This is a genomic window from Bacillus sp. NPDC094077 (genome assembly GCF_050279465.1).
Lineage (GTDB): Bacteria > Bacillota > Bacilli > Bacillales > Bacillaceae_G > Bacillus_A.
On sequence record NZ_JBNNUF010000002.1, the window covers coordinates 339,328 to 353,227 of the forward strand.

General features: G+C 33.8%; 13 protein-coding genes, 2 pseudogenes and 1 other annotated feature. Of the genes and pseudogenes, 10 read left to right on the plus strand and 5 right to left on the minus strand.

The genetic code is table 11. From position 1 onward, the window contains the following. Positions 1-8 precede the first annotated feature (8 nt). Positions 9-344 carry a hypothetical protein gene (locus ACQKNR_RS06555; RefSeq protein WP_427316293.1) on the plus strand — a complete coding sequence of 112 codons (336 nt, stop codon included), beginning with the start codon at positions 9-11 and terminating at the stop codon, positions 342-344. 135 nt (positions 345-479) lie between these two features. Here ACQKNR_RS06555 and ACQKNR_RS06560 read toward each other — a convergent pair whose 3' ends face one another. Continuing rightward, entirely contained in the window at positions 480-1,334 is an 855-nt protein-coding gene (locus ACQKNR_RS06560) for an alpha/beta fold hydrolase (RefSeq protein WP_427316295.1), read from the minus strand. 230 nt (positions 1,335-1,564) lie between these two features. On the opposite strand from ACQKNR_RS06560, the pseudogene ACQKNR_RS06565 reads away from it, so the two are divergent. Continuing rightward, positions 1,565-1,840: pseudogene (locus ACQKNR_RS06565) on the plus strand (alcohol dehydrogenase catalytic domain-containing protein); the annotation flags it as partial. Between the two features lie 71 nt (positions 1,841-1,911). Here ACQKNR_RS06565 and ACQKNR_RS06570 read toward each other — a convergent pair. Both ACQKNR_RS06570 and ACQKNR_RS06575 read right to left on the minus strand, forming a co-directional pair. Continuing rightward, a complete protein-coding gene (locus ACQKNR_RS06570) occupies positions 1,912-2,616 on the minus strand; it encodes a class I SAM-dependent methyltransferase (RefSeq protein WP_427316296.1) in 705 nt (234 codons plus the stop codon). Further along, positions 2,613-3,515, minus strand: coding sequence for an SMP-30/gluconolactonase/LRE family protein (locus ACQKNR_RS06575; protein ID WP_427316298.1), 903 nt, complete (start codon positions 3,513-3,515; stop codon positions 2,613-2,615). The genes ACQKNR_RS06570 and ACQKNR_RS06575 overlap by 4 nt, the downstream gene beginning before the upstream one ends. 145 nt (positions 3,516-3,660) lie before the next feature. On the opposite strand from ACQKNR_RS06575, the gene ACQKNR_RS06580 reads away from it, so the two are divergent. Continuing rightward, complete coding sequence (locus ACQKNR_RS06580) at positions 3,661-3,831, plus strand: DUF2197 domain-containing protein (protein WP_193412657.1); 171 nt, start codon at positions 3,661-3,663, stop codon at positions 3,829-3,831. 74 nt (positions 3,832-3,905) lie between these two features. Then, positions 3,906-4,162 (plus strand) — a binding site (T-box leader). Positions 4,163-4,245: 83 nt separating this feature from the next. Next, positions 4,246-5,799: a lysine--tRNA ligase gene (gene lysS / locus ACQKNR_RS06585; RefSeq protein ID WP_427316300.1), complete on the plus strand. Its 1,554-nt coding sequence runs from the start codon at positions 4,246-4,248 to the stop codon at positions 5,797-5,799. 61 nt (positions 5,800-5,860) lie between these two features. Here the strand turns inward: lysS and ACQKNR_RS06590 are convergent, their stop codons facing one another. Further along, the gene (locus tag ACQKNR_RS06590; protein WP_427316302.1) at positions 5,861-6,289 is read right to left on the minus strand and encodes a cell wall hydrolase; all 429 of its coding nucleotides are present in this window, start codon (positions 6,287-6,289) and stop codon (positions 5,861-5,863) included. 183 nt (positions 6,290-6,472) lie between these two features. Between ACQKNR_RS06590 and ACQKNR_RS06595 the strand changes: the two are divergent. From ACQKNR_RS06595 to ACQKNR_RS06610, 4 genes and pseudogenes are all read left to right on the plus strand, one after another. Then, positions 6,473-6,727: pseudogene (locus tag ACQKNR_RS06595) on the plus strand (acetamidase/formamidase family protein); the annotation flags it as partial. 124 nt (positions 6,728-6,851) lie between these two features. Further along, on the plus strand, positions 6,852-7,559 hold the full coding sequence (locus ACQKNR_RS06600; RefSeq protein ID WP_427316303.1) for a response regulator transcription factor: 708 nt from the start codon (positions 6,852-6,854) through the stop codon (positions 7,557-7,559). After that, positions 7,556-8,539 carry a sensor histidine kinase gene (locus tag ACQKNR_RS06605; RefSeq protein WP_427316305.1) on the plus strand — a complete coding sequence of 328 codons (984 nt, stop codon included), beginning with the start codon at positions 7,556-7,558 and terminating at the stop codon, positions 8,537-8,539. Before ACQKNR_RS06600 ends, ACQKNR_RS06605 begins: the two co-directional genes overlap by 4 nt. Before the next feature lie 201 nt (positions 8,540-8,740). After that, entirely contained in the window at positions 8,741-9,622 is an 882-nt protein-coding gene (locus ACQKNR_RS06610) for a LysR substrate-binding domain-containing protein (protein WP_427317006.1), read from the plus strand. A gap of 128 nt (positions 9,623-9,750) precedes the next feature. Here ACQKNR_RS06610 and ACQKNR_RS06615 read toward each other — a convergent pair whose 3' ends face one another. After that, a complete protein-coding gene (locus tag ACQKNR_RS06615; protein ID WP_427316306.1) occupies positions 9,751-10,740 on the minus strand; it encodes an aldo/keto reductase family protein in 990 nt (329 codons plus the stop codon). Between the two features lie 515 nt (positions 10,741-11,255). Here ACQKNR_RS06615 and abc-f point away from each other — a divergent pair. Continuing rightward, complete coding sequence (abc-f, locus tag ACQKNR_RS06620) at positions 11,256-12,884, plus strand: ribosomal protection-like ABC-F family protein (protein ID WP_427316308.1); 1,629 nt, start codon at positions 11,256-11,258, stop codon at positions 12,882-12,884. A 214-nt stretch (positions 12,885-13,098) separates the two neighbouring features. After that, positions 13,099-13,692 (plus strand): GNAT family N-acetyltransferase, encoded by a 594-nt coding sequence (locus tag ACQKNR_RS06625; RefSeq protein ID WP_427316310.1) that lies wholly within the window; start codon positions 13,099-13,101, stop codon positions 13,690-13,692. The last annotated feature ends 208 nt before the right edge of the window (positions 13,693-13,900 follow it).

Here is a 13,900-nt window from a genome sequence, read left to right on the forward strand (position 1 = left end):
GTGGAAGTATGCGATCTAGGCGATATAAACGTGGTGATCGAATAAAAATAAATATTCATAAATCGGTATCACCTGAAATGATTGCATGGCTTAATAAACAATCTAATCCAACTAATTTCTTTTTCTTTGCAGCACAGCAATTGTTTAAACAAGTAGGAGATATTGATGTATCGAAAGCCTTGCCAAGTAGTCATGTTTTTTCTTTATACGTAGAACCGTCATCTATACTAAAAGTTGAAGTGAATCCATTTAAACATGTCCCACTAGAAGCGAATAAATCCACCGAAAATGTAAAAAAAAAATCGTGGGAATCTGTTGATCAACTAGATTGTCCGTTTTTTTAAACATAGAAAAATAAATAAAGCGCCCATCACTATACGTACGGAGACAGTGATGGGCTTTTATTAGTGTGTGTCGCAATTTCAATAAATAAAATGAGGCACAATACAATTTGTTTCCCTTATAACAGTTGATTTTATTTACACTTTGGATGTATGTTCTGAAACTGCTTTAATAATTTCTTCCCAGTCATCAGGATGATTTTCATGTCCTGCCCCTTCAAGAGTTAATAGTGTTGCGTTTGGAATTTCGTCAATTAGTGCGAGTCCATGTTCAAATGGAAGTGCTGTGTCGTCGGTACCATGTATTACTAAAGTAGGTATTTTTACAGATTGAAGTACGCCTTCATAAACATCATCACCTTGAAGTAAAGCGTGATTAAACATACTTAATAGATTGTTAGCTCTTTCTATTTCTTGTTTTACTTGGGTATAAACTCTGTTTACATCAAATGTCCGTTTTGATCCGCATAAAAGACGAGAGCCCGAGACTAAATACTCTGCCACAGCGTTTTGATTTGTCCAATCTAAATTTGTACCATTGGCATGATGTATCAAAATTCTTTCATCCATCGGAGGCAAATCGCGAGTGTTGTTATCAGATCCAATTACACTTGTTGCCAGTAAAGTTAACGTTAAAATTCTTTCAGGATGGTTTACCGCGGCAATTTGAGAAATCATACCACCTAATGACATACCAAATAGATGTGCTTTATCAATATGATACGCATCTAGTACCCCAATTGCATCTTCAGCCATATCTGTTACTGTATAATTGGAAGTTCCAGGTTCATATGTAACGGAGCGGCCAACATCGCGGTTATCATAGCGGATTACAAATCTCCCCGTACTAGCCAATCTCTCACAAAATTCTTCATCCCAATAAATCATGGAACACGTAGCTCCCATAATTAATAAAATTGCTGGATTACTAGGGTTACCGAAGCTTTCTGTACATATATCAATACCATTGATTTTGAAAAATTTCTCACTCATCGTTTTCTCTCCATTCTTTTTGAAATTCATTAATAAAATAAAGAAAATATAATGTTGAGTGTTTCGTAGGCGTAAATTAGATTGGATTAAAGTAAAGTTTTTTTGCATTTTGATGCTTTATTAGAAGGATAGCATAAATAACACCTCCAAACATATTTATTGTCATTTGAAACGAAATATTTTGAAAAATAATTGTAAGTTATTTAAATAAACAGCAAGGAGGAGAGGAAATGAAAGCAATGGTTATTGATCAATATGGTAGTGTTGAAGAATTACAAGAAAGACAAGTTCAAAAACCGGTTGTTACATATAATGAGGTATTAATACGCATACATGCAACACCTGTGAATCCTGTTGATTGGAAAATAAGAAAGGGAGACTTACAAGAAAAGTTACAATTTTCATTTCCGATTATATTAGGGTTAGATGTAGCTGGAGTAATTGAACAAGTTGGAGAAGAGGTGGATGGTTTCAAAATAGGAGATAAAGTATATACGAAACCTGAAATGGAATGAACTATTACATAAATATACGAGTGGTGATAGTATAAAATAAAGATTGTCCCCACTCGTATATACTACATTTTTTGAACGACAAATGTAATCGCATTCGTTATTAATTTAATGAGTTTTCCGTTACGAACAATATCATACGATAGATTTTTAATGTCAATTTTTACTTCTTTCCATTCAGCATAAACGTTTTTTAGTAAAAATATCATTTCTTCAGTAGAAAGATTCATTTCAACTAAAGCATCTAATTCTTGATTTGTTTCCAAGTCGATTTCTTGAATGTTAGAGTTGACTATTAAACAGTTGATACCACCACTCTTTGTCCCATTTTTCATAGAATGAAGTACTTTCTTAAAATCTTCTTCAGATTTGACGTGTTCTAAACTTGATACTGCAACGATGTAGTCATAAGTGATAGGAGCGATATAATAGTCTTCAATTGCTGATTGTTCCGCTTTTATTTCTTCAAATACACCATGTTCTCGGCTGTAAATTTGTAATTTCGTTAAAGCTGAATTAAGTAGATCTACACAAGTAACGGTACCGCCGGAATTCATGATTTTTTGAGCGATTGGAATACTATTTCTACCGACTCCTGAGCCAAGGTCAAGTACTTGCAAGTTGTTCTGTCCTTCAAAATAATCCATCAAGTCCATAACTGTTTTAACTGGTTTATAAAGCCAAGATCCAGCTTCAAAAAGCTTATACTGTTCGTAGCATAGGTCATGATATTTTTTCTCTTCTTGTCTAATGTAATCGATTCTGATCATAGTGTTTCAGCTCCAATATTTTCATAGCGAAATGAGTATGTCGGACAGCCTTTCACATTCGTTTGAATTCGAAAAATACCACCAGCATGCGGGTACTGTTTTAATTTCTCATCCGTCATTCTCGTTCTGGCAGTTGTAACATATAAATCAGTTAAATCGGTTCCTCCAAATATGCACGATGTTACATATAACGCAGGGATAGGAATACTTAAAACTTGTTTTCCAGTCATAGGGTTCCACCTAGTAACCTTTGAACCTCCCCAATGCGCAATCCACAAACAGCCTTCTTCATCAATTGTCATACCATCAGGAAGACCGTCATTTTCGGGGAAAATGATAACATCACTTGGATTACGAATTTCTCCAGTATGTATGTCATAATCAAAACGAACAACTTTCTTAGTAGGCGTATCAATAAAATAAAGAAATGTATGATCAGGAGACCAAGCGATGCCGTTTGATGTATTAACACGAACAACTTTTTTATCTACGGTAAAATTATTATGTAAGCAATACAAGGAACCAGCCGCATGAATGCCGTATAAGTCTGTAGTGCCCGCCCAAAAACGGCCAGCTGGATCGCATTTTCCGTCATTAAAACGATTTTCTAATAAATGTGGTTCGGGATCATAAATATGTGTGAGTTTTTCTGTATTTAGATTAAGAGAGTAAAATCCTCTTTCCATAGCTAAAAGTACTTCATCATCTAAATATGGGACAACACAACCGACTTGCTGATTCAGAGCAATCACCCGGTTCGTATTATTAGCAGGATTATAAATGCATAATTTTTTCTCGATAATATCAACCCAGTATAAAAGTTGTTTCGTATCATTCCAACATGGTCCTTCAGCTAAACTAGCCTTAGTATCTAAAATCAATTCTATATTTCTAAACAAGGAGTTCACCTCGATTTTTTTAGATATCTATATAGTTCAATAAAAATAGACGTAAACCTTTAGTTGAAAGAATATTAAGATTTATGATGTAGAAAAGAGGCCTTCTCAAGTAATTCAAAAATTGCGTATAACTAAGGGGAGGAAAATACATATGATGTTTTATGAAATTATTTGCTTCTCATGTAAGAATGTATTTCGTGTTTACGAAGGTAGTGAAAAATATAAGCGATTTAAAGAGAAACCGAAAGGGACATATTGTTGTGATAAGTGTAGTCACAAAATTCAATTAGAAGCGATAAAACATTTTTTTAGATAGTTATATACCATTTATATTCGGAAAAAATTGACAATACACACATTATAAATTATCATATATAAAAACTAATATTTAAAATGGCATTGAAGAGAAGAGTAGTTAAGAAAGAATACATACAGAGAGCTCTGGTAGCTGAGAAAGAGCGGTATACATCTTAATGAAAAAAGACTTGGAGCTGCGCAAGGAACTAATTTATTTAGGGATGGTGCGACGGGTTCTCCCGTTATAGAGATAGGGTATAAGCATATTTTGCCGTACCTGAAGAGGTTAATATGGTGACGTATTAACAAACTGAGGTGGTACCGCGAAGCTAATAACTCTCGTCCTCAAGATGAATAATCTTGGGGGTGGGAGTTTTTTTATTGCATAAAACTGAAAATGTAAAAACAAAAATACAATTGAGGTGAGGAACATATGCATTGGGCGTATGAAGTAGCACATGAATTAATTAAAAAAAATCCTAACAAAGAAACTTTCGTTTGCGCATCTGGAATTAGTCCATCTGGTTCTGTTCATATTGGGAACTTCCGTGAAATCGTAACGACTTATTTTGTTGTAAGGGCGCTTCAAGATTTAGGGAAAAAGACTTGTTTTATATTTTCATGGGATGATTATGACAGGTTTAGAAAAGTTCCCAAAAATATTGATCCCTCTTTTGCAAGATATATTGGTATGCCATACTGCGATATTCCAGATCCGTATGGTTGTCATAACTCGTATGCAGAGCATTTTGAAAAAGAGTTTGAGAAATCGCTCCAAGCATTTGGAATTCAAGTAGAATTCATTTATCAACATGCTGAGTATAGAAGTGGAAGGTACAATCGAAACATATTAGAAGCTTTGTATAAAAGAAAAGAAATATATGATATTTTAATGGGTTTTAAAACAGGAGTTCACTGCGAAGGAGACAGAGAAAACTTTTATCCAGTTACGGTATATTGCGAGAGATGCGGGAAAGATGCAACAACTATTACACATTTTGATGAAGTATTAAAAACAGTTCAGTATGACTGTGAATGTGGAAATCAAAATGAATTATCGGTTTTAAATACAAACAAAATGAAACTGAATTGGAAAATAGATTGGCCGATGAGATGGATGAGTGAGGATGTTATTTTCGAACCAGGTGGAAGAGATCATTCATCGGAAACAGGTAGTTATAATGTATCAAAAGAAATTGCAAGGAAAATATTCAATCGTGAAGCTCCTCATTACGTTGCTTATGATTTCATTGGAATTAAAGGGCATCATGAAAAAATGTCCAGTTCTTCAGGGAATAGTATTACACCTAGCGAATTATTAAAAGTGTATTTACCAGAAGTGATTCTTTTTATGTTTGCAAAATATAAGCCGGGCGCAGCTTTTCATATCGGACTTGATGAAGATGTGATTCGAAATTATACAGAGTATGAACGATTGAAGGACAGTTATGAAAATAAACCGCTGAAAAATAAAGATTTATTTGATGCAATTAAACTTTCTAGAGTAGATAATCGATTTAAAGAATATCCAAAGTTTAATCAAGTAGCAGGAACTTTACCGTTATTAAATTTTGATTCAGCTATTTTACAAAATATATTAGAGAAAATAGATAGGAGCTATGCATTACCAGAAATGATAGCGATAAGTAATCGTGCAGAGTATTGGATGAGAAACTTTCAATCTAAAAAATTGATTACGCTAAATCAAGAGAAAAATATGGAGTTTTATAACACATTAGAAGATAGACAGAAAAAATGGGTAGAAGAAGTTTGTGAAACACTTCGTTCTTATAGCGATCATTCTAACCTAATGGAAAAATTGTATCCGATTTGTCATCATGAAAATAAAAAAATTATGAAAGAAAATCAAAAACAATTGTTTACTATTATATATAAGCTCATTATGAATCAATCAAGTGGTCCACGTATACCGTTATTAATACATGTGGTAGGCGCCGAGAAAGTTGTCAAATTATTAGATTTCTAAAATACAGTTAAAAGCAACGCAAGTATGCAAAAGAATAATTACTTGCGTTGTTTCATTTTTTCTATCGCGAATACATTTTCGGACATTCATCGCCACTTGGTTCATAAAAACAATGGCTTTTAAATTGCCCTGCAAACGGCTGATTATACCATTCAGGCGGGCAAGCTCCAACTGGACGGAAATACCAAAGAGCCCATCGTGCTGGCCAGCGCCATTCACCTTGTAAAACCTTTCTTGCAATTTCTTTTTCTGATTCACGAGCGCGTTGATAAAAATATCCGTATTGTACCGCTTCAAATCCACCGGGGCTTTGATATACAGCATCGCGAACTGTGCGGAGTTGTTTAAAATCTAGGCAATCGCAAAATACACGATTTACGACAACGCAGCCAACAAGTTGTTCACCTTGTCGCCCTTCGCCTTCAGCTTCAGCACGAATTAAACGTGCTAGTAAATCAACGTCACTTTCGTTGTATGGAATAAGGGGCATGATGATACCACCTTTCTTTACCTGTTATAGTAAAGAGTGTATGTTTTAAAATAAGCTACGTGCTTTTTTACATGCAAATATCACTAAATTTTAAGAGGAGCTTGTATGAAAAAAGCTAATTAGTAATAGTAGATTAATATGAAAAGGGAGAGGTATTATGTGTCGAATTCATAAAAACCATATCAAAAAGAAAAAATAATGACGATTGCTTCAGTGCAATTGTTAGATGATGCAGCGAATTGTGCTGTACATAATATGGTGACATTTTCACATGAAGAATTAGAAATGCCTAAAGCTGATGCAACTCTTTTATTATCAGTAGCAGGTAATTTAAAAGTTTGTCAAGTTGTGGATCCGCTGCAAACGGCGCGGATGGAACTAGGGATGGATTATGTGAAGAAACTGGGACTTAATTTGAATGAATTTCATATTAAATAAGAAAAAAAGAAGAAGGATACTTTTATATAAAAGCATCCCTTTTTAATTTACGGATTCAATGAAAAGAGGTAGTATTTATTTTGTATAATTGTATATGAGATCGTGGATCGAAAAGGAGTTAATAATGGTTAAAATTATGATTGTAGAAGATGATATGAAAATTGCGGAACTATTATCAACATATGTTGCGAAATACGGTTACCACGGAATTATTGTATCGGATTTTCAAAATGTATTAGATGTTTTTTTAGAAGAACAACCAGAATTAGTTTTATTAGATATTAATTTGCCAAGTTTTGATGGGTACTATTGGTGTCGTCAAATTCGTTCGGTTTCTACATGTCCGATTTTATTTATTTCAGCCCGTGAAGGTACGATGGATCAAGTTATGGCGCTAGAAAATGGTGGCGATGATTATATCCCGAAGCCTTTTCACTATGAAGTTGTAATGGCGAAAATTCGTAGTCATTTAAGACGTGCTTATGGAGATTATGCACCGAAATTAGAGGAACGAATGGTTGAGCAACAAGGTCTTTGTTTATACCCCGAAAGACTTGTATTAAAGCTACGGAATCAAGAGATTGATATAACGAGAAATGAAGCCATTTTATTAGAGATGTTAATGAAAAATTATCCGCGCGTTGTGAGTAGAGAAGTGTTACTTAATAAATTATGGGATAGCGAATCTTATGTTGATGATAATACATTAAGTGTAAATACAACACGTGTGCGTAAAAAATTAAAAACGTTACATATTGAAGGGGCAATTGAAACGATTAGAAGTGTTGGATATAGATTGCATATTACTTGGGATAATGGTATGGAAAAATGATAAGGCTGTTTATACGTGAACATATACCACTTATTTGTTTTACCGTGATTCAATTACTAGCTATATTCCTTGTATATTGGTTTGATGGTTATAAACATATTACAACGGCATTATATGCAATGTTTTTAGGTGCTTTTTTTATGTTAAGTTATTTATTATTTCGTTATTTTACACATCGTTCTTTTTATGAGCGTCTAGCAAATCCAATGCAATCTTTAGATGAATCTGTTCAAAATTCTGACTTCGCAGTTTTATCTACTGCTCTACAAGAATTGCTTGAGGTACAATATCGCCATTATCAAAATCAGCTACAATTACAAGAGAGAAAAAATAATGATCATTTAACCTTTATGAATCAGTGGATTCATCAAATGAAAACACCTTTATCTATAATAGAATTAATTACACAGGATGAAGTGGATTCGCGTTTTGAAAGTATAAATGAGGAAACAGATAGGTTAAAAAGAGGGTTAGAGATGGCTTTGTATGTCGCGCGTTTAGAAGCATTTACACAAGATTTTTATGTGGAAAGAGTACAACTACATAAAATAGTGAATGATACCGTGCATGAACATAAACGCTTCTTTATCCGGAATTTTGTATATCCAGAGCTTGAAATCGATAAGGATATTGTTGTAGAAAGTGATGCGAAATGGTTACAATTTTTAATTGGACAAATAATATCGAATGCAATTAAATATTCATCAGGTAGTAGAGAAAAGATTAAAGTGAAAGCATGTAAGGAAGGGAATACAGTTGTGCTTGAAATTACCGATAGTGGCGTCGGGATACCGAAGCAAGATTTACCAAGGGTGTTTAAACCTTTCTTTACAGGGGAAAATGGTAGAGATTTTAAAGAATCAACTGGAATGGGACTACATCTTGTATATGAAATTACAAAACAATTAGGACATAGTGTAGAGATCCATTCAGAAGTTGGTAAAGGTACCGTTGTTCGAATTAAATTTTATAATGTGTAAAAATGATTCAGGCTAAAGGACTTTTGAGATAAGTTTTTTAGCCTTGTTTTGTACCCTTGATAAAATTTCAGAATGAAAGGTTATTTACATAAGAGAAGCAAAACAATCTTGTTAAAGATAAACGTAACACTGGATACATCAATGCTTTTTAGTAATAAAAGAGAATCCTTTTTTATTAATTATTGAAAGGGGTGTATTGAAATAGATATTCGGAAAATGAGATATTTCATTACGGTGGCAGAAGAATTAAACTTTAGTCGTGCAGCAGAACGACTTAGGATGGCACAACCGCCTTTAAGCCAAGAAATTCGTAAATTAGAAGAAGAATTAGGAGTTCAACTTTTTCATCGAACAAAAAGAATGGTTGAACTTACCGATGCGGGGAAAATATTTTTAGAAGGTGCTCGGCAAACGCTGCTTCAAGTAGATAGAACCATTAAAGAAACACAACTTGCGGATGAAGGGAAGATAGGACATTTAATAATTGGGTTTGTCGATTCTACAGAAACCGTTATAGATGTATTAAAAAAATTTCGAGAACGTTTTCCGAAAATACAGCTCATATTACGTGAGATGACAACAGATCAACAAATAAAAGCGCTCTATGAAAAACAAATTCATATTGGATTTATTCGTTCTAAGCAGAATAATGAAATATTATCTTCCGAAATTTGTTCTGAGGAATGTTTAAAATTGGTTTTGCATGAAGATCACCCTTTAACTTCGTTACCTAACATTTCAATCAAATCATTAATTGATGAACCATTCATTTTATTTCCGCGTCATTTTGGTACAAATTTTTATGATTTAATTATTAGTTACTTTTGGGAACATGGAGTAAGTTTAAATATTGTTCAAGAAGCGATTCAAATGCAAACGATTGTGAATTTAGTTGCAGCAGGAATGGGGATTTCTGTCGTTCCATCATCAGTGGAAAGTTATAAAAAATCGGGAGTCATATATAAAGAGATTCAAGAAAATACACCGAAAATAAATTTATATGCTGGATGGAGACAAGATGAAAAGTCTGTAGTGTTAGAGCACTTCTTAACAGTTGTTAGAGAGGTTTATACGACTTCATAATTTGAATTTAAAGAGAAAAGGCCCATCTTGATGGGATGGGCAGTGGGAATTTTGAAAGGGAAACTTTTATATTAAATTAGGACTACAAAGTTATTTTTATGTTTTTCATTAAGGATATTACTGATGTTTCAACCTGTTTTGCTCGGATCGTACTCAATGAAACCTTTTAGTACACTATCAATCTGATCCATAATTTCAGGTTGCAATTTAACACCAGCAGCTACTGCATTTTCTCTTATTTGCTCCGGATTTGAAGCACCGATAATCGCGGAGGAAACGGCTGGATTTTGTAGTACCCATGCAACTGCGAGTTGAGGTAGGGTAAGATTATTTTCTTGCGCGATGGGATTGAGTTTCTGGATAGCAGTGAGTACATCATCACTCATCCAACGTTGCACGAGTTTGTGGAAAAATGGTTTACCAGCATCTGAGTTAGCGCGTGATTGAGTCGGTAATGGTTTGCCAGGTTGATATTTTCCTGTGAGAATACCTTGTGCAAGGGGGGACCATACGATTTGACTAAGTCCCTCACGTTGACATGTCGGTATTACATCAGTTTCAATAACTCGCCACAACATCGAGTATTGAGGTTGGCTAGCGATAAGTGGAATATTCAATTCTCTTGCAAGTACTGCACCGCGGGTAATTTGTTCTGATGTCCACTCACTTACGCCTATATAAAGGACTTTACCTTGTCTTACAAGATCAGCAAAAGCTAACATCGTTTCCTCAAGGGGAGTTGTTGTATCAAATCTATGTGCATAATAGACATCAATGTAGTCTGTCTGTAACCGTTGTAGCGATGCATTACAATTTTCTAAAATATGTTTTCGCGATAAACCTCGATCATTTTTTCCGGGTCCGGTTGGATGGCATACTTTTGTACATAGTTCTATACTTTCTCGGCGTATACCTTTCAAAGATCGGCCAAGTACTTCCTCGGCTATAGTGTCCGAATAAACATCTGCAGTATCGAAAGTTGTGATTCCGACATCTAGTGCAGCTTTCACACAATCATTTGCAGTATCTTCATTTACTTTTCCACCATGGTTTATCCAGTTCCCGTATGCAATCTTACTTACTGTTAATCCACTGTTTCCTAGTTTGCTAAATTCCATTGTAGAATCCCCCCTTAAAAATGATATCTTTATTATAAGAACTGAAATGTAATATGTATAATATATGATTAATGATAAATTTATATAAAAATTATATAAGAGGGAGTGCTTAGAAGTTTACTTATAGGGAAATCTAAAGCCAGTAGTACAACAAATGGTGTTTGTGCTTGATTGATATGAAGTGTAGAAATGATAAATAAATCTAAAAGAAAGCAATCTTTTTAAAAGCACATATAATTGCATTTACTCATACAGTACTATTATGGTACAATATGGTTACTAACGACGGAAAGGAATGATGGGTGGACGATGATTAACTAATCTTATTTTTAAATGTTGAAATTAAATAAATTTCAATTTATAAAAAATAGGATTAGTCTGCCCAATTCCATACAACGGTATTGCTATTTGTTTTGCGTAATAGCTTATTTGGGTATAAATAATGTAACGACTAATCCTGCCAAAATTACTTTGGGAGGATTTTTTGTTCTCCCTTAATGAAAGGGATCGGTAATATGAAAGAACTTTTAAAATTAAATGATGTTTATGTTGAAATAAAGGAAGATACTTTATTAGAGAAAATGAATGTAACCGTAAAACAAGGGGATGTTATCGGATTAATTGGTAAAAATGGTGCTGGTAAATCAACTTTACTTCAATTAATAAATGGGAAGATTGAACCATCTAAAGGTACTGTTGAATGGCAGCAAATGAATATGACAACGGCATATGTTGAACAAGAAATAGAATCCTTTGTTAGTAATGATGTGGTTGCAAAAGAAGCAGAACTTCTTGCAAAATGGGGCGTGCCAACGAACGATTTTCTTACGTTAAGCGGCGGTGAAAAGCTGAAAGTTCGACTTGCAAAAGGATTTTCCGAAAATCCTAATGTCCTAATATTAGACGAACCGACAAATCATTTAGATGAGATGAGTACGGAATTTCTTATTAAACAAATAAAAAATATGAAAGGTACAGTTATCGTTGTATCGCATGATCGATATTTTTTAGATGTAATCGCGACAAAAATATGGTCAATTGAGGATAAGAAATTAATTGAGCATAGCGGTAATTATACGAGTTATATGAAGGCACGTGAGCAAAGAAGATTAACGCAGCAGCGTGAATATGAAAAACAGCAAAAAAAGATAGAACAAGTAGAATCACAAATAAAAGAATTAAGTTCATGGTCACAAAAAGCGCATGCACAGTCTACAAAACAAGAAGGTTTTAAAGAGTTTTATCGCGTAAAAGCGAAGCGAACGGATGCGCAAGTTAAGTCAAAACGAAAACGTCTCGAAAAAGAGCTGGAAAAAACGAAAGTAGAACGTGTGAAAGAAGAGTATTCAGTTGAGTTCTCTATTCAAGCGAATAAAAAAGTAGGAAAACGTTTTTTAGAAGTGAAGCAATTGAGGAAAGAACTTAATAGACGAACATTATTTGAAAACGTTAATTTCACAATCCAGCACGGTGAGAAGGTTGCGATTATTGGACCAAACGGTAGCGGGAAAACAACATTACTGAAGATAATTATGGGAACGGATACTGCTCAAGGAGACATATGGATTTCACCATCTGCAAACATCGGTTATTTAACACAAGAAGTATTTGATTTACCACTGGATAAAACACCAGAAGATTTATTTTTTAAAGAGACATTTGAAGAAAGAGGAAAAGTCCAAAATTTAATGAAACATTTAGGATTTCAAGCTTCTCAATGGAAAGAGCCGATTGAGCATATGAGCATGGGCGAACGAGTGAAATGCAAGTTAATGTCTTATATTTTAGATGAAAAAGATGTACTTATTTTAGATGAACCGACGAATCATCTTGATCTCCCTTCACGTGAACAGCTTGAAAATACATTAGCGGAGTATAATGGAACACTAGTTATAGTTTCTCACGATCGATATTTTCTGGAGAAAACAACTAACACGAAACTCGTGTTTTCAAATAATACGATACAAAAGCAGCTAGAGAAGTCTACTAAGACAAGAGATGGCATTGAAGAGCTACGTTTAACGTTAGAAACAGAGAGACAAGAAGTATTAGGTAAATTAAGCTTTTTAACTTCTAAGGACAAAGGATATAAAGAACTTGACGAACGATTTAAAGAACTTACGAAGCAGATAAAGGCACTTTAATATACCTCTAGCTAGGAGGTATCTATAATTACTGAATTATAAAGTGAAACTTTAATCAGTGGGGGTTTTGTTCATCTCTTACTGATTATTAGTTGAAACAATCGGGCGTTTACGGGCAGTTAATCTCCCATCTAACTTCTTTGTTCCAGCCGAATTTTTGGTGGGAGTCTTACTGCCCGTTAATGCGGGATAAACGTGATTAAGGGGGATTATCATGGGAGAAGAAAATTCGGTTAAGTTATTTAAAATAGACTGTGGAGATATATACTTACAAGAGTTTTCCATTGAAGATGCGGAGAATATTTATAAAATAGCGAATCAACCGGAAATAGAAAAGTTTTTGCCAGACTGGAAATCAACGAAAGAACAACGAGTTAATTGGGTTGTAAATTATGAAATACCAGCAAATAAAGCATTTCTTGATGCGGTAACAAAAACAACAAACATAGATGGTCATTTTTTAAAACTGGGAGTATTTATAAAAGATACCAATGAATTTATTGGATGGTGCTGTACGGGCATTAAAGAAGAACTTCCTTCACCGAATAGAGAAATTATGTATGCTATTTCAAGTGAGTATCAAAATAATGGGTACGCTACGAAAGCGACTAAAGGGTTGATTAACTATTTGTTTAAAAATACAAATGTAGATGTCCTTAACGCAGTTGCTTTAATTAACAACGTACCATCAAATAAAGTTATTGAAAAATGCGGGTTTACTTATATGAGTCAGCAGACGATAGAAAATCAACTATTTAAACATTATTTATTGGGTAAATCAGAGTGGATAAATAATGGTGTTCTTTAAAAGGGCGATAATGGAATGAAATCATTTTAAGAACAAAAAGCTTAGAGTTAAAACTCTAAGCTTTTTTCATTTTATTTGCTTTTTAAGTTACTTATAAATCATTAGTTGTTATCCAATATATTGAAGTTGTATATTTATTTTTTAAGCTCCTTCGTATTTTGCTATTAATGATAGTAAGAGATAAAGTAATTACACCAATATTAAAGGC

Coding starts and splice junctions, on each gene's coding strand:
- ACQKNR_RS06555 (WP_427316293.1), top strand. CDS start 9: ATGCGATCTAGGCGATATAAACGTGGTGATCGAATAAAAATAAATATT.
- ACQKNR_RS06560 (WP_427316295.1), bottom strand. CDS start 1,334: ATGAGTGAGAAATTTTTCAAAATCAATGGTATTGATATATGTACAGAA.
- ACQKNR_RS06570 (WP_427316296.1), bottom strand. CDS start 2,616: ATGATCAGAATCGATTACATTAGACAAGAAGAGAAAAAATATCATGAC.
- lysS (WP_427316300.1), top strand. CDS start 4,246: ATGCATTGGGCGTATGAAGTAGCACATGAATTAATTAAAAAAAATCCT.
- ACQKNR_RS06590 (WP_427316302.1), bottom strand. CDS start 6,289: ATGCCCCTTATTCCATACAACGAAAGTGACGTTGATTTACTAGCACGT.
- ACQKNR_RS06600 (WP_427316303.1), top strand. CDS start 6,852: ATGGTTAAAATTATGATTGTAGAAGATGATATGAAAATTGCGGAACTA.
- ACQKNR_RS06605 (WP_427316305.1), top strand. CDS start 7,556: ATGATAAGGCTGTTTATACGTGAACATATACCACTTATTTGTTTTACC.
- ACQKNR_RS06615 (WP_427316306.1), bottom strand. CDS start 10,740: ATGGAATTTAGCAAACTAGGAAACAGTGGATTAACAGTAAGTAAGATT.
- abc-f (WP_427316308.1), top strand. CDS start 11,256: ATGAAAGAACTTTTAAAATTAAATGATGTTTATGTTGAAATAAAGGAA.
- ACQKNR_RS06625 (WP_427316310.1), top strand. CDS start 13,099: ATGGGAGAAGAAAATTCGGTTAAGTTATTTAAAATAGACTGTGGAGAT.